Annotated in this window: 18 protein-coding genes and 1 pseudogene; 7 read left to right on the forward strand and 12 right to left on the reverse strand. The window is 55.1% G+C overall.

What is annotated here, in order from left to right; genetic code table 11:
- Nucleotides 1–127: 127 nt before the first annotated feature.
- The 12 genes and pseudogenes from K4305_RS04550 to K4305_RS04605 all read right to left on the reverse strand — a co-directional run.
- A pseudogene (locus tag K4305_RS04550) lies at nt 128–894 on the reverse strand (IS3 family transposase); the annotation flags it as partial.
- A 559-nt stretch (nt 895–1453) separates the two neighbouring features.
- The gene (aspS, locus tag K4305_RS04555) at nt 1454–3274 is read right to left on the reverse strand and encodes an aspartate--tRNA ligase (RefSeq protein ID WP_331561190.1); all 1821 of its coding nucleotides are present in this window, start codon (nt 3272–3274) and stop codon (nt 1454–1456) included.
- Nucleotides 3275–3373: 99 nt separating this feature from the next.
- On the reverse strand, nt 3374–3958 hold the full coding sequence (locus tag K4305_RS04560) for a DNA polymerase III subunit gamma/tau (RefSeq protein WP_331561191.1): 585 nt from the start codon (nt 3956–3958) through the stop codon (nt 3374–3376).
- Nucleotides 3959–3993: 35 nt separating this feature from the next.
- Nucleotides 3994–5193 (reverse strand): DNA polymerase III subunit gamma/tau, encoded by a 1200-nt coding sequence (gene dnaX / locus K4305_RS04565; RefSeq protein WP_331561192.1) that lies wholly within the window; start codon nt 5191–5193, stop codon nt 3994–3996.
- Nucleotides 5190–6467, reverse strand: coding sequence for a YihY family inner membrane protein (locus K4305_RS04570; RefSeq protein ID WP_331561193.1), 1278 nt, complete (start codon nt 6465–6467; stop codon nt 5190–5192). Before K4305_RS04570 ends, dnaX begins: the two co-directional genes overlap by 4 nt.
- A gap of 81 nt (nt 6468–6548) precedes the next feature.
- Complete coding sequence (locus K4305_RS04575) at nt 6549–7823, reverse strand: MFS transporter (RefSeq protein ID WP_331561194.1); 1275 nt, start codon at nt 7821–7823, stop codon at nt 6549–6551.
- A gap of 21 nt (nt 7824–7844) precedes the next feature.
- Nucleotides 7845–8552, reverse strand: a complete 708-nt coding sequence (purQ, locus tag K4305_RS04580) for a phosphoribosylformylglycinamidine synthase subunit PurQ (protein ID WP_331561195.1) — start codon at nt 8550–8552, stop codon at nt 7845–7847.
- A 15-nt stretch (nt 8553–8567) separates the two neighbouring features.
- Nucleotides 8568–8822, reverse strand: coding sequence for a phosphoribosylformylglycinamidine synthase subunit PurS (purS, locus tag K4305_RS04585; RefSeq protein ID WP_331561290.1), 255 nt, complete (start codon nt 8820–8822; stop codon nt 8568–8570).
- 26 nt (nt 8823–8848) lie between these two features.
- Nucleotides 8849–9649, reverse strand: a complete 801-nt coding sequence (gene pssA, locus K4305_RS04590; RefSeq protein WP_331561196.1) for a CDP-diacylglycerol--serine O-phosphatidyltransferase — start codon at nt 9647–9649, stop codon at nt 8849–8851.
- Between the two features lie 114 nt (nt 9650–9763).
- The gene (panB, locus tag K4305_RS04595; protein ID WP_331561197.1) at nt 9764–10597 is read right to left on the reverse strand and encodes a 3-methyl-2-oxobutanoate hydroxymethyltransferase; all 834 of its coding nucleotides are present in this window, start codon (nt 10595–10597) and stop codon (nt 9764–9766) included.
- A complete protein-coding gene (locus K4305_RS04600; protein ID WP_331561198.1) occupies nt 10594–11430 on the reverse strand; it encodes a lipoate--protein ligase family protein in 837 nt (278 codons plus the stop codon). The genes panB and K4305_RS04600 overlap by 4 nt, the downstream gene beginning before the upstream one ends.
- Nucleotides 11431–11489: 59 nt before the next feature.
- Nucleotides 11490–12095 carry a DUF4136 domain-containing protein gene (locus tag K4305_RS04605; RefSeq protein ID WP_331561199.1) on the reverse strand — a complete coding sequence of 202 codons (606 nt, stop codon included), beginning with the start codon at nt 12093–12095 and terminating at the stop codon, nt 11490–11492.
- 284 nt (nt 12096–12379) lie between these two features.
- Here K4305_RS04605 and K4305_RS04610 point away from each other — a divergent pair, with 284 nt between their 5' ends.
- From K4305_RS04610 to K4305_RS04640, 7 genes are all read left to right on the forward strand, one after another.
- Nucleotides 12380–13471 carry a D-alanine--D-alanine ligase family protein gene (locus K4305_RS04610; RefSeq protein WP_331561201.1) on the forward strand — a complete coding sequence of 364 codons (1092 nt, stop codon included), beginning with the start codon at nt 12380–12382 and terminating at the stop codon, nt 13469–13471.
- A 30-nt stretch (nt 13472–13501) separates the two neighbouring features.
- Nucleotides 13502–14077, forward strand: a complete 576-nt coding sequence (locus tag K4305_RS04615; protein ID WP_331561202.1) for a tetratricopeptide repeat protein — start codon at nt 13502–13504, stop codon at nt 14075–14077.
- A 132-nt stretch (nt 14078–14209) separates the two neighbouring features.
- Nucleotides 14210–15610, forward strand: coding sequence for a TolC family protein (locus tag K4305_RS04620; RefSeq protein WP_331561203.1), 1401 nt, complete (start codon nt 14210–14212; stop codon nt 15608–15610).
- A 26-nt stretch (nt 15611–15636) separates the two neighbouring features.
- Complete coding sequence (locus K4305_RS04625; RefSeq protein WP_331561204.1) at nt 15637–16884, forward strand: efflux RND transporter periplasmic adaptor subunit; 1248 nt, start codon at nt 15637–15639, stop codon at nt 16882–16884.
- Between the two features lie 9 nt (nt 16885–16893).
- Nucleotides 16894–17580 (forward strand): ABC transporter ATP-binding protein, encoded by a 687-nt coding sequence (locus tag K4305_RS04630; RefSeq protein WP_331561205.1) that lies wholly within the window; start codon nt 16894–16896, stop codon nt 17578–17580.
- Nucleotides 17577–18842 (forward strand): ABC transporter permease, encoded by a 1266-nt coding sequence (locus tag K4305_RS04635; protein WP_331561206.1) that lies wholly within the window; start codon nt 17577–17579, stop codon nt 18840–18842. Before K4305_RS04630 ends, K4305_RS04635 begins: the two co-directional genes overlap by 4 nt.
- A complete protein-coding gene (locus K4305_RS04640) occupies nt 18835–20091 on the forward strand; it encodes an ABC transporter permease (RefSeq protein WP_331561207.1) in 1257 nt (418 codons plus the stop codon). Before K4305_RS04635 ends, K4305_RS04640 begins: the two co-directional genes overlap by 8 nt.
- The last annotated feature ends 1 nt before the right edge of the window (nt 20092 follow it).

Genomic DNA, 20092 nt, shown 5'->3' on the forward strand with positions numbered 1-20092 from the left:
AAAACGACACCGTTGAGTTGCCGGGTGCCTCACGGCGCCTTACTCGAGGCTTGAGCCGTGTGCGGTAAAAGCCGCACGCACGGTTCTTAGGGGACGGTGGCGCAGCAATGCGTCGCCGTTACCCGATATTCGAAAGCCTCCATGCCAGCACCTTGCGGGAATACCAGTCGATGACGGCCGTCAGATACATGAAGCCGCCGGGTAACCGGCAATAGGTCACATCGGTAGACCAGACATGGTTCGGTCTGGTAATGGCAAGACCTCGCAACAGGTATGGATAGATCTTGTGCTGCGGATGCGGTTTGCTGGTATTGGGCCCTGGCGCCATACCCGCAAGCCCCAGGTTACGCATCAAGCGCTGTACTCGTTTCCGGTTGACCTTGCGCCCTTGGGCGAGCAGTACCCGCTTCATCCGCCGGCTTCCATAAAACGGATGTCGGGTGTACTCCTCGTCGATAAGTTTCATCAGTTCCAGATCTTCAGTATTTGGCATGAGGCTTTTGCATTGCCCGTAGTACCCTGACCGGGTTACTCCGGCAAGTTCACATTGGGTCGATACCGACAACGATTCCTTGTCGCTGATCCAGCTTTTACGCGCTTTCATAGGTACGGATCGACTTTTTTTTTCAGCCAACCCAGCTCAACTTTGAGCCGACCTATTTCGGCGTAGAGCTTTTCTGGATCTGCAAGCGGATCGCGAGGCTTCGTACCCCGTTTGACCTCGAACAAACCGGCAGCGTTCTCTTGTACCTCCCGCTTCCATTGCCCAACCAGATTGGGGTGAACTTCGAATTCCCGGCCGATCTCGTTCAGGGTTTTCTCTCCCTTGATCGCCTCAAGCGCTACTTTGGCCTTGAATTGTGCCGTAAAACTTTTGCGTTGCTTTTCGCTCATAACTTGTCCCTTTTTTGGGCAAGTTACCACCTTAAACACTTGTCTGAAAATCCGGGTCCACTATAGTTCATGCAGCAACTCTTCGATCTCGACAGCTTTATCGGGCGATTGTCCTGTTATTGCATAGAACAGAATTGAAAACCTGAAGCTTTCACGATACTCGAAATCACGCTGCTTAAAGGGGAACTCAAACGCGGTGACGCCTGCCGTATTACGGGTCTGAAGGAACGGAGCGCAAGAACACTGCTCTCGTCACTCCTTGCAAACGGCATTCTCGGATCGGATTCCCCAAAAGGACCGGTATCGCTTCGTTTTCCGGCTGCGTCCATTGATCGTCTTTTTCCCAATCTCTTTCCGGCTCATTCGCTCCAATAACATTTTCCATTTTATCCGCAACTACGTGTCAGGCAAGAAGACTTCCTGAATAAACAAACTGCAGATCATGGTTAAAATATTGGGAGCCCCCCCCTAAAAAGTAATTTCGCAATCAAATTGCCGCATTGTCCCGATGAATCGGGATCGAAATCCTGTGCGGCACCCCGCCCGATACTCCTGACTCCTACTTCCCCTCCTTTGCCGGCGGAAGTTCGATCTTCAGGCAGAGCTCCCTGAGCTGCTGCGCCATGACTTCGGAGGGTGCGGACATCATGAGGTCCTGGGCCTGCTGGTTCATGGGGAAGGCGATAACTTCACGGATGTTCTGTTCGTCGCGAAGGATCATCACAAGGCGGTCAAGACCCGGTGCGATGCCTCCGTGGGGAGGCGCGCCGAGTTTGAAGGCATCGATCATGTGGCCGAATCGCTGATCGACCTCTTCTTTGGAGTATCCGGCTATTTCGAAGGCGCGGTACATGATGTCGGGGCGATGGTTACGGATCGCTCCGCTGGAGAGTTCGATGCCGTTGCAGACGATGTCGTACTGGTAGGCGAGAATGTCGAGCGGCTGCATGGTGTCGAGTGCTTCCATTTCTCCCTGCGGCATGGAGAACGGGTTGTGCGAGAAGTCGATTTTTTTGGCCTCTTCGTTATACTCGTACATGGGAAAGTCAACGATCCAGCAAAAGGAGAGTTCGTCGCGATCGAGTTCGAAGAGGTCGGCGAAGTAGTTGCGCATGCCGCCCATGATCTTGCAGGTGGGTTCCCACTTTCCTGCCCCGAAGAAGACGACGTCGCCGGTTTCAAGCCCGAGCTGCGTTTTGAGGCGCGCCATCTCGGCTTCGCCGAGAAACTTGACGACCGGCCCTTTTGGCCCCTCTTCACGGAACTGAATATAGGCAAGGCCTGCGGATCCTAGCTCGCGTGCGCGTTTTTCGGCTTTGTCGTAAAAGAGTCGCGATTCGTTGCCTCGGCCTTTGAGCACGAGCGCCTTGACTGCGCACCCATCTTTGGTGTTCGAAGAGAAGACCTTGAAGGAGGAATCGACGAAAAGCCCGGTGACATCCCGGATTTCAAGCGGAATGCGAAGGTCGGGTTTGTCGCTGCCATAGCGGTTCATGACCTCCTTGTAGCTGATGCGCGGAAATGGATACTGCGTTATACGTTTTTCCGACATGCTCTCGACGAGGTGCTTGAACATGCCTTCAAGAATAACGAACAGGTCGTCCTGCTCGATGAAAGCCATTTCCATATCGATCTGGTAGAATTCGCCCGGGCTGCGGTCGGCTCTTGCGTCTTCGTCCCTGAAGCAGGGCGCTATCTGGAAATACCGGGGAAATCCGGCTACCATGAGCAGCTGCTTGAACTGCTGGGGCGCCTGCGGCAGCGCATAGAACTTGCCGGGGTGCAGGCGGCTCGGCACGAGAAAGTCGCGTGCGCCTTCGGGCGAACTCGACGTGAGAATCGGTGTCTGGATTTCGATGAATCCCTGTTCGACAAGAAAACGGCGCACTTCGGCGGTGAGCCGGCTGCGGAATATGATATTTTCGTGCAGCTTTTCGCGGCGAAGGTCGATGAAACGATATTTCAGGCGGAGCTCTTCGGAGGTCTGCACCTCGTCGGCTACCGGAAAGGGCAGCGTGTGTGCGTTGCTTTCGATGCCGACCGAGCGCACGACAACCTCGATCTCTCCCGATGCGAGGCGAGGATTGACGGTTTCGGGACTGCGTCTGACCGCCTGGCCTTCGATGGTGATGACCGATTCGTTATGAAGATGCTCGACGGCCTTGAACAGTTCCTCCTGTTCGGGCTGTATGACGAGCTGGCAGATGCCGGTATGGTCGCGAAGGTCTATGAAAATAAGGCCACCGTGGTCGCGCTTGCGGTGAACCCATCCGCCGAGCCTGACGGTGCGGTTTTCGCTGTCGGGGCCAAGCAGGCCGCAATAGTCTGTTCTGTATCTGTTCTGAAGAAGGGTCGCTGGGCTCTCTGCCGATCTATGCATGGCTGTAATGGTCTTGAAAATAGGTGATGTTCCGGTTCGGACGAAAAGATTGAATATGAAGAATTTTAGCTGATTTATAAAACACTTGCCTCCCCCGCTTCAGTAGATCAGTTCTCCGCCGAACTCCCTGATGATGAACTGCACAACGGGATTTTTTCGGGAAAGCTCCTCGAAGAGGGTGAAAACGGTTTTCTCTTTGCTGCAGGCGTCCTTTTCGGCGTCATAGACAAGCCTGAGTGTGAGAGGAATACGGTAGAATGCCGCCACCGATTTCTGCAGGGCAGGCAGTTCCGGCAGCAGTTCTTCGTAGGAAAACTTCCTGCAGCAGGAAATGGTCAATACGCCGCGGTCTGTGCACGATACCGGATCGCATGAGCTGAGATGGGCACTGAGCACGCTGTGATCAGCGCGAGCCACCGAATCGAGAAAGAGATGCCATTCCATCCTGAGCGTCTCGATATCCGGCAGCGAGGGCAGCAGTTCCGGCTGCTCTTCGATGGTCTTGGCGGCTGTTTCGGCTTTCCGGCTGGAAAGAGGAGAAAATCCGGAACCGAACCCGGAAAGCTTTTTCTGCCATGATCCGAGGTCTATGGCGGGCGTGGCCGTTTTCGGCTTTGCTGCTGGAACCCTTTGGGATGAGGGAGCTGAAGGCGCGGCCGGAGCGGGCGGCTGAACGGGAGGCACCTGGGGACGGTGCGCATCCGGCGCCTGCGAGCGTTTCAGAGGCTCAGTGCGGGCTTTTTTTTTTGTTGTTCTGCCTGAACCGCCGTCGGTGCGGAAGCCGGGGACGCATCTCCGGCAAGTTCAATAAGCTTCAGCAGCACCAGTTCAAAGCGGAACCGGTACTCGAACTGGAATTTCAGCTCCCGCGAGGTCTGCACCAGCAGATCGATCATGCGCATCACCGCAGCGGGGGTAAATCTTTCGGCATCGCGCTGGTAGCGCTCCCTGACGGCATCGGGCCTCTCGACGAGCCTCGTCGAGCGGAGGTTCTGCACCATCAGCATGTTGCGCAGGTGTTCAATGAGCTTTTCGAGAAAGTCCTGTTCGTCGTAGCCATTACAGATGACGAACTGGGCGGTTTCGATCATATTGGCCGGATTCCGCTCAAGCACGGCGTCGGTTACAGCGAAAAGGTGGTCGTCATCGATATGGTTGAGGAGTTCGGCAACCTTGGTGTAGCTGATGGCCCCGCCGTTCACGTAATCGTCGGAAAAGGCGATGACCTGATCGAGAATGCTCTGCGCGTCGCGCATCGAACCGTGCGCCTTTCGGCCTACAAGCTGCAGAGCATCGGGTTCGACGGCAATCCGTTCGGCGTCGCAGATCTGCTGGAGCTGCTGCTGTATCCGGTCGAGCGGAATGCGCTTGAAGTTGAATCGCTGGCATCGCGAAGCGATGGTCGCGGGAATCTTGTGCAGTTCGGTGGTCGCGAAAATGAAAATCGCGTGCGGAGGCGGCTCTTCGAGCGTTTTGAGGAAGGCGTTGAAGGCGGCGATGGAAAGCATGTGCACCTCGTCGATGATGTAGACCCGATAGCGGCCTTTCTGCGGTCCATAGCGTACGTTTTCGCGCAGCATGCGGATGTCGTCGACGCTGTTGTTGGATGCGGCGTCGAATTCAGAGATGTTCAGGCTGGTGCCGGAATCGAAGTCGCGGCAGCTTTCGCACTGACCGCAGGGCTCGGTGACGGTTTTGCAGTACTGGGCATCCTCGATGATCCTCTGGCAGTTCACGGCTTTTGCGAAGACCCGTGCCGCAGTGGTTTTACCGACACCGCGAAGGCCGGAAAAGATATAACCATGACCAAGCCGGCCCATGCGCAGGGAGTTCTGTATGGTGCGGGTGATATGCTCCTGCGCGGTAATGTCGGCAAAGGTCTGCGGGCGGTATTTACGCGCAATAACCTGATAACTCATAAACGTTCAATATTGGTGTCGTTTAAAAACGATGCGACCGGTACCTCCATGCGCTCTTTCATGCAAGCGGCCACCTCCCGGTCGAGAGAGGCCAGAGCCGGGCTGCCGCGGTCGGACGATCCTGCAGCAAAAGCGGTTTCCGCCTGCTCGAGGGGAAGCCTGCTGTACAACTCGTAAAGGGTCATGCGGTAAAGATCGAGCGCTATAACCAGTTTCCCTTCCGCCGTTTCCTGCAGTACGCCTTCCTGCAGCAGGCAATCGGCAAGGGCGGCTGCGGCTGAAGTGCTAATCACCCCGATGCCGTTCCGCCTGCGGAGGTCTGCCGTCCTGAGCAGCGTTCCCCGCTCCTGGGCCGAACTGACCGCCGCAAGCATTGAGAGCACCGGATAGAGAGCCTGCAGGGGGGTTCCGGCAAGAGAGATTTTCGCTTCCTGCCTTACAGAGCCCATGCATGAGGCAAGTTCCGCCCCCGTCAGCACCACCACCCAGGCGAGATAGACCCAGAAAAAAAGCATCGGAACAGCCGAAAGCGCGCCATAGATATGCTCAAATGTAGCAAAGCGACTGACATAAAACACAAACCATTTTTTGGAAAGTTCAAAAAGCACAGCGGCTAAAAGGGCTCCGGAAAAAGCGTGCAGCAACCTGACCTTGCGGTTCGGCACGAGGATATAGAGCAGAAAGAATGCCGCAAGCGAGTTCACGAAAGGCAGAAACGAAATAAGGCGCAATTTCAGTTCACGCATCGGCCCCTCGGTGAAGACGGTATACCATATATATGAGCTTGCAGCAAGGCTGCTACCCATCAGCAGCGGGCCGAGCGTGAGCACCGTCCAGTAGAGCAGGAAGGCCTGCATGGGCTTTCTCGGGGTGCGAACCTTCCAGATGCCGTTGAGGGTATGGTCGATCGTGGAGATGAGGGAAAGGGCGATGACGACAAGCAGAATGCCTCCGAGCAGAGAGACGGTGGAAGTTTTGCCGACGAACTCCTCAACGTAGTGACGGAACTCGTTGCCGGACGAGGGCACGAAATTCAGCAGGATGAAGTCCACGATAGAGCGGTTCAGGCTGGAAAAGAAAGGAAAGGCACTGAGCACCGCAAGCGCGACCGCCAGAAAAGGCACCATGGAGAGCAGGGTCTGAAATGCCAGAGAGCCTGCGCTGATAAAAATTCTGCTGCCGAGAAGGTTCCGCCAGAAGTACGGCAGAAGCTCGCGAAGATAGGCACCTTTATCCGAAGGCGCGTTCATGGAAAATCCGGAGTGTCGTGTCATATTGGTTCCTGGTCTGCGGAGTTTACCCGAAGATGCGGCAAGAGGCAGCTCTTCGGGTAAACTCGCGGGCTCCTGAAAGCGTTACTCGGCGCAAACCTCTTCGGAGCGCTCTTCCGGAACCCCGCTGTTCGAACGTACCCGAAGCATCAGAAGCAGGCCGGCTGCAAAAAAGAAGAGCAGCGAAAGCAGGCCCGCTTTCTGGTTGGCCGCCTGTGACGACACAAATCCGAACACGAGCGGCCCGGCTATAGCCGAAGCCTTGCCGAAAGTGCCATCATAGAAACCGAAAAATTCGGCTACATGTTCACGTGGCGTCAGTTTTGCCATCATGGAGCGTGAAGCGGCCTGGGAAGAACCCATCGCCATGCCGGCAAGCATGCCGGTCGTAAAAAAAAGCTCCTTTGTCTCTGCGAAAAGCGCTGTAAATACGACGCCGAACCAGATCGAGAGGGTCACGACGATCGTTCGTTTCGGTCCTATGCGGTCGGTCACGAAACCGAAGAGAATAGAACCGACAAGCGCGGTTGTCTGCACCAGCATGAAAAAGATGATGAGTTCCCCGGTACCAAAACCAAGCGTATTCTGGGCGTAGATAGAAGAGAAGGCGATTATGGTGAGAATGGCGTCATTGTAAAAGAAATAGGCGAGCAGGAACTTCGCCAGATCGGGGTAGCTCATGATGTGCCGGATGGTGTAACCGACCTCCCTGACGGATCTGGCGACGAGGGCTGCGGAAATTGCGCGGCCTTCGCGTTTGTTCCGGTCTCGCAGCACGAGAAAGAGTGGAAGGGAGAAAAGGGCGAAAAAAAGCGCCGTAGCCCAGAAGCTCAACCGGACGTTGGCAGCATTTTCTGGCACGATTCCACCGCCGAGCAGGGGCTGCATAAGCAGAAGAATGGTCAGCGAGCCGAGGTACCCCATGGCGAAGCCGTAGCCCGAAACCCGGCCGATGCTCTTTTCAGTTGCTATTTCCTTGAGCCATGCATCGTAAAAAACCAGCCCGCCTTCAAAGCCTATGTTGGCAAGCACGAAAATCGAAATAGCCGTAAGCGCCATACCCGGACCGGAAAAGCCGAGCATCGCTGTGGCGACCACCGAGAGCATGGTGAAGAAGAAGAGATAGCGTTTTCTGTGGCCCGAGTAGTCGGAAGCGGCACCGAGCACCGGAGAGATGAGTGCGACAAGCAGCATGGAGACGCTGACCCCGACTCCCCAGAGCATGTCGCCCGAAGGATCGCCGCCGCAGATGACATTCTTGAAGAAAAGGGGAAATGCGAAGGTGACCATCATCACGCTGAACGAGGTATTGGCGAAGTCGAACAGCAGCCATGAAAAAACTTTCCCTTTTTCTGTCACGGAATCCGGGGATTATGCGGGTTACTGCCTTCCGGCAAGAAAGTCGAAAAGCGACTCGAACAGCTTTCTGCCATCCGCGGATCCGAGCAGGGTTTCGCTTGCCCGTTCGGGATGGGGCATGAGGCCAAGCACGTTTCCTTCCCTGTTGATGATGCCGGCGATATTGCCGATCGACCCGTTCGGATTCGATTCGGGAGTCACGTTGCCCTGAGCGTCGCAGTATCGGAAGACGATCTGGCCGTTAACTTCAAGCCGGTCGATCACCTCGGGCGGAGCGAAGTAGTTGCCTTCGCCGTGCGCTATAGGTATCGAGAGCACCTCCTGAGGCCGGCAACGGCTCGTGAAAGAGGTGGCGGCGTTTTCCACCCGTATGTTGGTTGGTGAACAGATGAATTTTTTATCGCGGTTTCGCGATAGCGCCCCCTCGAGCAATCCGCTTTCGAGCAGCACCTGAAAGCCATTGCAGATGCCAAGTACCGGGTATCCCTTTCTGGCAAAATCGACCACTTCCTGCATGATCGGCGAAAAACGGGCGATAGCGCCCGCGCGCAGGTAGTCGCCATAGGAAAAACCTCCGGGAAGAACGACGAGATCCACACCCCTGAGATCGTGCTCGTTATGCCAGAGCAGAACCGGCCTCACTCCCTTAAACGAAGCGACGGCATATTCAGTATCGTGATCGCAGTTGGAACCGGGAAAAACGACAATTCCCGCAGTTATTGGAGCCATAATGGAATTTCAGGTTTAATTGACGTGTTCCAGCTCGAAGGCGTAGTTTTCCATAACCGGGTTCGAGAGCAGTTTCTGGCAGATCTCGTTGCAGATCCGTTCGGCTTCAGAGCGGTCGGTCTCGTTGATGCTCACTTCGATGTATTTGCCGATCCTTGCCGAATCCACGGCGGCATAGCCCAGGTTTTTCAGGGCATGCTCGACGGCTTTTCCCTGAACATCGAGAATCGACTGGCGAAGCGTAACCTTTATCTTGGCGTTGAATGGCATGGTGCTTGCAGGATAGAGTGAAAAAATCAAGTCTGCCACTGCCTGATCCAGAGACCGAGCGAGCGGATAACCCCGAGCAGAATATACAACAACATGAAGAGAAAAAAAGCTTTCGCCTGAAAGAGCAGAACGCAGAAAATTGCCGCCAGATAGAGGCTGAACTGCACCGGCTGCCGTTTGAAAGCCTCGAACGTCGGTTTGGGCAGAGCATCGTAGTTGACTTTGCTGACCATCAGAACCGCAAGCACGACCGATAACCAGGCAAGCACGGTTTGAACACTCTCGGTAGAAAAAATGGATTCGGCATGCATCCAGAGCACGAAGCCCGCAAGCGTCAACGCCTGCGCCGGAGACGGAAGCCCTGAAAAAGACTCCTTGCTGTAACCGATAAGCGTGATATTGAACCTTGCGAGGCGAAGACCGCTTCCGATCATGACAAGGGCGCTGAGAAAGAGCCCCGTATAGCCGTCCATGCCCTGAAGTGCGTAGCAGTAGACGAGATATGCCGGGGCCGCCCCGAACGAGACAAGATCGGAAAGGGAATCGAGCTCGATGCCGAAATTCGATATGCCGTTGGTGATTCTTGCGACGAATCCGTCGATGGTATCGAAAAAGGCTGCAAAAATAATGAACCAGCAGGCAGCAGCGAAACTCCCCTCGCCGGCCATGATAATGGCTATATAGCCGCATACCATGTTCATGACGGTAAAGAGCGATGGCACGAAAGAACGCGAAACGAACGGAAAGTATCGGGAAGGGCCGTCCGGATCATTCTTGATCAGGGGCGGATACCGTCTGTCTGAAACCTGTCTGTCACTATCTGTCATAAAAAAGCGCCTTTAAGAGAATTCGGACTTAAAGGTACGATCTTTCAGGCGGCTTTGAAAACCCTAACCGCCGACAATAGTGATTCAACGGATTCTCTGCTTCTTCTGAACCGCTCAGTAACTTTCGTCGGCCGAAGGAAAGCTTCTTGATTTGACGTCTTCGACATACTGCCTGACGGCATCTTCGATAACCGTTCCGAGATCGGCGTATCGTCGGACAAAACGAGGGCGAAACGCCCTGTTAAGCCCGAGAATATCGTTGATCACCAGAACCTGTCCGTCGCAGGACGATCCGGCGCCGATCCCTATGGTGGGTATGCTCAGCTGGGCAGTTACGGTTTCGGCAAGCGAAGAGGGTATTTTTTCAAGCACGATGGCAAAGGCTCCGGCCTCCTCGATCAGCCGGGCATCCTCGATCAGCTGCTCGGCTTCGTGCTCTTCCTGCGCACGAACCTTGTAGCTGCCGTATTTGTATATCGACTGCGGCATCAGTCCGAGATGTCCCATGACCGGAATGCCGACATCGGTAATGCGTTTGACCGTGTCGGCAATCACCTTTCCTCCTTCCAGCTTAACTGCGTCGCATTCGTGCTCCTTCATGATCTTGCCGGCGTTGCGCAGCGCCTCCTCGCTCGAAAGCTGATAGCTCATGAACGGCATATCGGTAACCACCATGGCTCTGCTGGTTTCTGCCTGAACTCCCCTCACCACGGCTTTGGCGTGATAGATCATTTCGTCGATGGTGATCGGCAGAGTCGTATTGTGGCCTGAAAACACGTTGCTTGCCGAATCCCCAACAAGAATGACGTCGATTCCCGCACGATCGAGAATACGCGCCATGGTGAAATCGTAAGCGGTCAGTACGGATATCTTCTCGCCCTTCTCTTTCATGTCGAGTAACCTGCGGGTGGTAACGTGAGCCGGTTTCTGCTGATTGCTGGAGTTCATTGCTCTGCTTGAGGATTGCTTGTTGACGGGTGTCGGGAAAAACCGAGAAACAATTCGAGTTCCCGGCGTTCGAGCATCGACATCGTCGTGCCTGAATACCTGAACCACGCGTCTCGGATCAGCCCGACCAAAGTGGAATACGCTGGAATATAACCCAGAAGTTCTTCGAGGGAAACAGTTTTTCTCTCCATTTCGGCGAGGATCGTCGCAGCCTCACGGTTATCATGAACAGCTACAAGCCGACTGAGTTTTTTATGCGCCTGCGTAAAAGGCAGCGATCCGTGTTGAAGCAGCACGTTTCCGGTACGGCGCTGCGCAGATCCGACCAGCTTCCTGCCCTCTGCCTGCAGTTCGTATCGCGCGGAGGCTGTAAAGCATGTTACGGGAATGGCAGTTCCCCTCGACAGGTCGAGCGACGAACGGCAGAACTCGGCATGAACGCCAAGCGTTTCAAGTGCATGAAGAATCACTTCGTGAACCATACGGTAAATAACGGCATTCTGTTCCGCCGTTTCCGCGATGAAACTGTAAGTGAATTCTTCGGCGTGCAGTACCGCCCTTCCACCTGTAGGCCGCCGGACGATATCGATACCTTCGGCGGAACACCGCTCCGAATCGATCGAGCCAGGATCCTGATTATAACCAAGGGTAACAGCCGAGGGATGCCATTCATAAAATCGCCAGACACAACTCCCCTCTCCGTACCGGGCCTGAAACCTGCCGTCGAGGAACGCCTTCATGAGCCTTCGATCGAACTCCATATTCCACCGGCCACTCGACCGGCCGCTATCTATGCCGAAAACCGTTGTAAACATCTCATCCAATTCCATCATCCAGGGGATTCTCCCGAACAACGCAAGCGGCAGATTCCGGAACATCGGTTCACGTAAGCCTACCGCTCATCTGTTTGCGTGGAAGGAAAATCGGAAAAGATTTTCGATACCGCAATATCGATATCTTTCTGCATCGCCTCGCCGGTACGATAATCTTTCAGCGCACCTGTAGCCGAACCGCGCCAGACAAGCTCTTTACGGCGCTCGTCGATCATATCGACAATGAGCCGTCCTTCGCGCCACGATTCCGTGACGGGCATTTCATAGAACGGATAGACCAATGGACGATAGCGGAAAAAACGGCCCCGGTAGGTATAGCCGTAGTAAAACGGATCGTGCGTCACGTAACGGACTGCTGTTTTCAGCGTAATGTAGCCGTGAGCGACGAGCAGAAGATCCGGCGTTGACTGGCCCGCATCCCGGAACCCTCGTGCGGCGAGTTCCCTATCGACGGCAGTCCTTACCCGCCTGGTGACAAGCGGATTTTCGGCAAGAACGTCCGCACTGTCGGCATTCGCGCCTGAAACCCATGCATAGGTGAGGCCGCGCATGAAATCATAGTCGCGGTCGTAATCACTCATGACCGAAATCCCGGTACAGGATGCTGTCGACAGCAGCACCAGCGCTGTAAGTGCCCATGCGTAATATCTTCCTGTGCTTTTCATAACCATCGATTCCTTTAATCTTGTTAGCCCTGCCTGTAACAATAAAAAATGCAGCCCCCTCCGGTAAAGTTTCCCTGCCTCGAAAAAGAACCGCATCGTTCGGCGACTGATAAAAAAAACATTAAACGGTTTTTTCCCGCCCGCCGGGTTGTTTGTATGGATGCTGAGGGGTATTTTCTGAAAATGACAACCGGCAAATCACAGAACGTCCATGCAGCCAATGGCACAGCCCCTGCCGGAATCCTGTTGAGAACAACCATATCGCTTTATCTTATCCTCTCTCGATGTCAAAGAGAACCGTCGCCCTGCTTTTTGGAGGAAAATCGACCGAACACGAAATCTCCATCATATCGGCTCGCTCGATAGCCCGGAATACCGATCCTCTGCTGTACCGGATCATACCCATCTATATCGACCATGAGGGCCGATGGTTCTGCGAAGGTATCGCGGCGGAAATTCTCGATTTCGATCTTGCCTGCCTCATGCGCTCCACCTCAAGGCAGCAGGCCGAAGCCGAGCTCCGCTCCATTGTGGCGGCATCCGGCCAGCCTCTTTTCGATTTCAACTTCCGGGCGCTCGGCGTCGATGTGGCTTTTAACGTGCTGCACGGAAGCTACGGAGAAGACGGAAGAGTGCAGGGACTGCTCGATACGCTCGGTATTCCCTACACGGGATGCGGCGTATCGGCTTCGGCAATAGCCATGGACAAGGCTCTGACAAAACTGTGCGCCGGAGATGCCGGCATAGCGACCGCTCCGGGAATGACCCTGCTTGCATCGGACTACAACACCGATCCCGAGGCCATCGACGATGACATCGAAAACCGATTCGCCTGGCCGGTATTCGTCAAGCCTGCCAGCCTCGGCTCTTCGGTCGGAATCACGAAGGTACATCGTCGGGAGGAACTCAGAGAAGCGGTGCTGCTTGCCTGTCGTCTCGACCGGAAAGTGCTTGTCGAAGCCTCCGTGAGAGGCAGGGAGATAGAAGTCGCCGTACTCGGCAACGAGAAGCCTCTCGCCTCGGTTCCGGGAGAAATACAGCCGGGAAGCGACTTTTACGATTTCGAGGACAAATACATCAGGAACGAAGCTGAAACCTTCATTCCCGCCAGACTTTCCGAAACACTGATCGAGGAAGTCAGAAAACAGGCCATCGCAGTGTACCGGGCGCTTGGCTGCTGCGGCATGTCGCGGGTCGATTTCTTCGTCAACGACGAAACCGGCGCCATCGTCCTCAACGAAATCAATACCATACCGGGATTTACCGATATCAGCATGTACCCGCAGCTGTTCGAAGCTTCGGGAATCCCCTTCGGCGAGCTTATCGACAGACTGCTGCGCTGCGCCCTCGAGAACAATGGCATCTCTGCCGACTGAACCGAAAAAGCTCATTTCAGCTCCTGAACCATGCTTACGGAACCACATCTCTTTTTTGCCGACATATCCCTTGACCTGTCAAGAGGAGAATACCGCTCGGGGCTGAACAAGCTGCAACCCGTTGCGGAGCGTTTACCCGATTCGTACCTCGTCAACCTGCTGCTCGCCAAAGCTCTCAAAGGCATGCGGCAGTATTCCGCCGCACGGAGCCATCTGGAGCGATGCTGCCATCTCGCTCCTGCCAACCAGGTCGCATGGAAAGAACTGATCGAACTGCGGGCTCTCTGCGCCGAAGAGAGCCCGGAAGAATCTGTCATGAAGTTCGATCCGGTTGCCGACGAACTCGAACAGCTTACGGCCGCCCTGCAGAATTTCCAGCCCGAGAATACGACGGAGAGTTTCGATCCCACTCCCATAGCGGAACAGAAGCAGCCGTTTCCCGACGATGCGCCTATCTCCGTACCGACGGAAACGCTCGCAAACCTTTTCACGCAGCAGGGCGCATACAAAAAGGCCATCCGGGTATACACATCCCTCATCCAGCTCAAACCGGATCTTGCAGATGAATACAGGGATAAAATCGATACCCTGCTTGAAAAACTCTGAGCTCGGATACGACACTACCGTGCAGACACCATCCCTCCCTGGAAACTTTTTCGCTCTTTTCAGGCTTATCTCTGGGCAATGGCATCACTCATCGAGTTACCTGGCAAGATCCTGAGAACAACCTTCATTATTTTGAAATTCGCACCCATACGTCACCTCGTCGGACTCTTCATCATCCTGCTGCTCCCGTTGCAAGCTATCGCGGCAGGGGAAAGCACTGTAAAACATCTCTCACTCGGAGAGTGCATCGGCATTGCGATTGAAAACGCATCTTCGCTGAAAAAAGCCGAAAACGCCCTGCAGCTTCAGGGCTCGGACGTCCTGAGAAGCTACGGCGGCTTTCTGCCGAAAATTTCAGCATCCGCCGGATATATCCCTTCATCGGTCAGTCGCTCATACGGCCAGAACTCTACCGGAGTTCCACCTGAAACCTTCAGGCTGAAAACAGAGCGGGAGAGCGTTGATCTCTCGATAGTTACCAGCCTCAACCTCTTTAACGGGTTCAGGGATTACGCGGCGCTCCAAAGTGCCCTTAAATCGGAACGGAGCACAGAACTCTCTCTTGCCCGAGCCCGCCAGAGCGTGGCATTCGACGTTATCCAGAGCTATTACCAGGTGCTGCTCAACCAGGAAGTCCTTGCTATCGCACGCGAAAACCTGCTGACAGCAAAAGACCAGCTTACCCTGAGCGAACGGCAGTTCCAGATCGGCCTCAAGGCCCTGCCAGACCTCTACCAGCAACAGGCAGAAGCCGCCCGGAGCGAACTTTCGGTGAACCAGGCCGAAGCCCAGCTTGAACAAAGCAGGCTGGAACTGCTGCGCAGGCTCCGCCTCGACCCGCGCACGCGGCTTGTGCTTTCGCCGCTTCCTGCTTCAACGCTTGCAGTCGAACCGGTCAAACCCGATATAGACAGTCTTGTCGCCCTCGGTATGCAGAACCGTACCGATATAGAAAGTCGGAAACTCGATGCGGATGCCGCAAAATGGCAGATCCGCCAGGCAGCGTCCTCATGGTATCCGAAGCTCGACCTTAACGTAAATATCAGCACGGGCGGCATCGAATCGCTCCGCCAGACCATTGACGGCATGGAGACTTCGTTTGCCTATCCCCCGCTTGGCGAACAGCTTGAAAATTCGTTCGGCTATACGGTTTCGCTCAATATGAGCTGGGCGCTTTTCGACGGATTCCAGACCCGGTACAACGTCGAACAGGCAAAAATCAACCATCTGAACAGGCGGCTTGATTACGAAGACCTGCAATCCGACATTGCCATCGACCTGCAACAGGCCGCACTGGAATACCGTTCGGCGGCGGCCGGCATAGCGTCGGCAAAAACCGGGCTCAAAGCCGCAAAAGCCGCATACGAGGCCATCAAGAGGAAATACGATCTGGGGGCATCAGGTTTCGTCGAACTGAGCGCGGCCCGCGCTGCGCTTTTCGGCGCCATGTCCACCCTCAGCCAGGCGACCTACAACCTCGCCCTGCAGAAAGAGGTGCTCGATTACGTGGCAGGAACCCTTACAATAGATTAAACAGAGAGCAATCAGCGTATCTGACAATGAAAAAACAGCAGAACCGGCGGAACTGGAAAAAGATAACCCTTGCTACGACAGCCCTTCTTGTCGTTACTGTGGCGATGGCTCTGTTTTTTTTCTCACGCGAAAAACCTGTGGAGGTGACCACGGTGACATCCTTCCGCAAAGAGGTGGTTCACGTCGTGACTGCAACCGGCAAAATCGGGCCGGAAACCGATGTGGCCATGTCTCCCGACGTCTCAGGCGAGATTATCGAACTTCCTGTCAGGGACGGCCAGCAGCTGGCTAAAGGGGAACTGCTCTTCAGGATCCAGCCTGACGTCTATATCAACCAGGTGGAACAGAGCCAGGCGCAACTCAACCTGGCAAAATCGCAGAGCCTTGAAGCCCAATCGAGAAAAATCAAGGCCGAGGACGATTTCCGCAAAGCCTCACTGCTCTACAGGGAAAAACTGATTTCGGAGACAGATTATCTTGCCGCAAAAACCAATGCCGACGCAGCCAAAGCCTCCTACGAAGCCTCGCGTTTCGCCATCGAACAGAACAGAAGCCTGCTCGAACAGAATCAGGAACGGATGCGCAAAACCGTAGTAAAAGCTCCGATCGACGGAACCATCATCAAGCTCAACAGTAAAATCGGCGAACGCGTAGTCGGTACCGGCCAGTTCCCCGGAACGGAGGTGCTTCGTCTGGCAAATCTCGACAGCATGCAGGTCGAGGTCGAAGTCAATGAAAACGATATCGTCAACGTTCGTAAAGGCAATCCCGTATCCATTACCGTCGATGCTTTCGGAGATCGAATCTTCAGGGGCATCGTGCACGAAATTTCGAACTCGGCAGTGTCGCAGGCCGCAGGCACCCAGGAGGAGGTCACAAACTTCTCAGTCAAAATCCGCATTCTCGACCACAAACGCCTCCTCAAACCCGGCATGAGCGCTACCGCCGACATCGAAGCGCAACGGGTGAAAAACGCGCTTGTCGTACCGATTCAGAGTGTCACGGTCAGGGATGCGGGCGGCAGGATTCCTTCGGCAGGAAAAGAAAACGCCCGTACCGGCAGCCAGCAGAGAAAACCGGAAAGCGTTCAGGGAGTATTTGTCGTCAGAAACGGAAAGGTGTACTTCCGGCAGACAGGCACGGGCACCACTGACAACACGCATATAGTGGTCATATCCGGCCTCAAAGCAGGCGAAGAGGTGGTTTCCGGAAGCTACAGCGCCATCACATCGCAGCTTTATGATGGCTGCCCGGTCACGAAACCCAAACCATGAGCAGCAGCAATGAAACCGGTCATCATCAACATGGTTTCGCTCTGCCGGCATTATGAAATGGGAGAACAGACCGTCAAAGCACTCGACAGCATAGACCTGCAGTTCAACAGAAACGACTATGCTGCCATCATGGGCCCTTCCGGCAGCGGCAAGTCAACGCTCATGAACATCATCGGCTGTCTCGACACCCCCTCATCCGGCATATACGAGCTGAACGACAGAAACGTGGCCGAAATGAACGATGACGAACTTGCAAGGGTACGAAACAGGGAAATCGGGTTCGTCTTCCAGACCTTCAATCTGCTTCCGCGCCTCAATTGCCTGAAAAATGTCGAACTGCCATTGATCTACGCCGGCGTTCCGCCGGATGAGCGAAAGGCGCGGGCCGAAGAGGCTCTGCTGAGCGTCGGTCTCGGCGACCGCATCACCCACAAGCCCTCGGAACTCTCCGGCGGCCAGATGCAGCGGGTCGCCATTGCCAGAGCCCTGGTGAACAAACCCTCGATCATCCTTGCCGACGAACCGACCGGCAATCTCGATACCGCCACAAGCCACGACATCATGGAGATGTTCGGGGCGCTTTCAGAGGCCGGCAACACCATCATCCTCATCACGCACGAAGAGGATATCGCCCGCTTCACCAGACGCATCATCAGGCTGCGGGACGGCAGAATTGAAAGCGACGAAGCAAGATGAAGAAGCAGCTCCAGCGGTTCCGCTACGAAACCGCAGAAAGCCTGAAACTCGCGATCTTTCAGATCGGAGCAAACAGGATACGCTCGTTCCTCACCGCGCTGGGAGTGATTATCGGCATCGTCTCCATCACCATGATGGGCACGGCGATAAACGGTATTGACCTTGGCTTCGAAAAAAGCCTCTCTATGCTCGGCTACGATGTCATTTACGTGCAGAAGACCTCATGGAGCACCATGGGAGAATGGTGGCGATACCGTAACCGTCCCGACCTGAAAACGGATTATGCCATGCAGATCAACCGCATCATCGCCGACGATCCCGGCTCGGAACTTGAAATCGCCGTGCCGCAGATGTCTACCTATCAGGCTATGGCGAGTTACCGCGACCGATCCATAGAGCAGGTATTTTCGCTCGGCACCAACGAAGATTACCTGAAAACGGCGTCCGGCGACCTTGCCGCAGGTCGCTTTTTCACCCCGGGCGAAGCCGCCGGCAGCGAAATGGTCTGCGTGGTTGGTGACGATATTGCAACGGGGCTCTTTCCCGGAGAGGACCCGATCGGTAAAAAAATCACCATTAAAAACCGGAAATTCAGGATTGTAGGCGTTTTCAGGAAGCAGGGAAAATTTCTCGGCCTCTTCAGCTTTGACAACCAGATAATCATGCCGCTCGGCGCATTCGAAAAAGTATACGGCCGAAACATGTTCGTCACCCTCAGGGTGAAGATCCGCGACGAAGAACGTGTCGCCCAGGCAAGGGAGGAACTGCTCGGACTGATGCGCCGCATCCGGAGAATCCCCCCGGGAAGAGAGGAGAATTTCTCGATCAACGAGCAGCAGGCATTCAAAAGCCAGCTCGACCCTATCAAGAACGGTATCGCCGCAGCCGGCATCTTCATTACCGGCATGTCGCTCTTCGTCGGAGCCATCGGCATCATGAACATCACCTTCGTCAGCGTCCGGGAGCGGACAAGAGAGATCGGGCTCCGCAAAGCTCTCGGAGCAAGACGGCGCACCATTCTTCTGCAGTTTCTCATCGAGTCGGTGATGATCTGCCTGCTCGGAGGGCTGGTGGGGCTTCTGACCGCGCTCGGCATCACCTTCGCCATAGAGAAAATCCTTCCGGATTTTCCCGTACAGTTCTCGTTCGGGCTTGTTCTGGCAAGCCTTGTCGTATCGGTGCTGACCGGCATTATTTCCGGTCTGGCGCCGGCAGTTAACGCATCCAAACTCGATCCCGCCGACTCGCTGCGCTATGAGTAAGCTGATAAAAACCATACCGCCGAGGGAGATCCTCCTGCAGGCGCTCTCGTCGCTCAGCATCAACAGGCTCCGTTCATGGCTGACCACCCTCGGCGTAGCCGTCGGCGTTTTTTCCATCATTTCCGTCATGACGGCACTCGATGCGATCGACAAAAGCGTGGAGTCCGGCCTGACCAGCCTCGGCGCAAATACATTCCAGATACAGAAAACGCCGGCAACCGTCTTCGGCGGCGGACACAGCAGGAACCGGTATGCCAACCGCAAGGATATCACCTACAGGCAGGCCCAGATGTTCCGCAAACTCATGCAGGATAAAGCCGGAAGCATCGGCTTTATCATCTCCCGGCCGGCAAGCCAGGCGAAATACGGCAGCCGAAGCACCAATCCGGATGTCACCATGACCGGAGGAGATGAACAGTTTGCGACTTCGAACGGATACGATATCAGGGAAGGCAGAAACCTCGGAAGCGGCGATATCCAGCATGCGCGAAACATGGTCGTGCTCGGCGGCGAAGTGGCAGATCGACTTTTTCCGGCCGGAGAATCCCCTCTCGGAAAACAGATCAGGATAAATGAAGGCGTTTACACAGTCATCGGCGTTTTCGAAAAAAAGGGGGCGGCATTCGGTCAGAGCCAGGACAATTTCGCGCTTATTCCGATTACCCGCTATCTCGACCGCATCGATGAACGAAGCAGCCTCGGCATAACCGTCGAAGCCTTTTCTCAGAATGAGTACCCGGCAACCCTCGATCAGGCAGTCGGCGCCATGCGGCTGACGCGGGGCCTCACGGTCAGGGAACCAAACGATTTCGACATACGAACAAACGACTCGCTCATCGACTCCTTCCGGGATGTTCAGAGAATCATCGGCAGCGGGGCATTTATCATCAGTTTCATGGCTCTGCTTACTGCAGGCGTAGGCATCATGAACATCATGCTGGTAAGCGTAACCGAACGGACACGCGAAATCGGCATACGCAAATCGATCGGCGCGCCGCGCAGTTCCATAAGAAACCAGTTCCTCGCAGAAGCGCTCGTGCTGTCGATTACCGGAGGCGTTATCGGCATCGCCGCCGGTGTCGGTACCGGTAATATCATCGCACTTCAGCTCAACCTGCCGATGATTTTTCCCTGGCTCTGGATTGCTGTCTCGATTGCCGTCTGTTCGGCAATAGGCATGGCTTTCGGCATTTTTCCCGCATGGAAAGCCGCCGGACTGGATCCCGTCGAAGCACTCCGCCCGAAATGAT

It is taken from the genome of Chlorobium sp. (assembly GCF_036528655.1).
GTDB lineage: Bacteria > Bacteroidota > Chlorobiia > Chlorobiales > Chlorobiaceae > Chlorobium.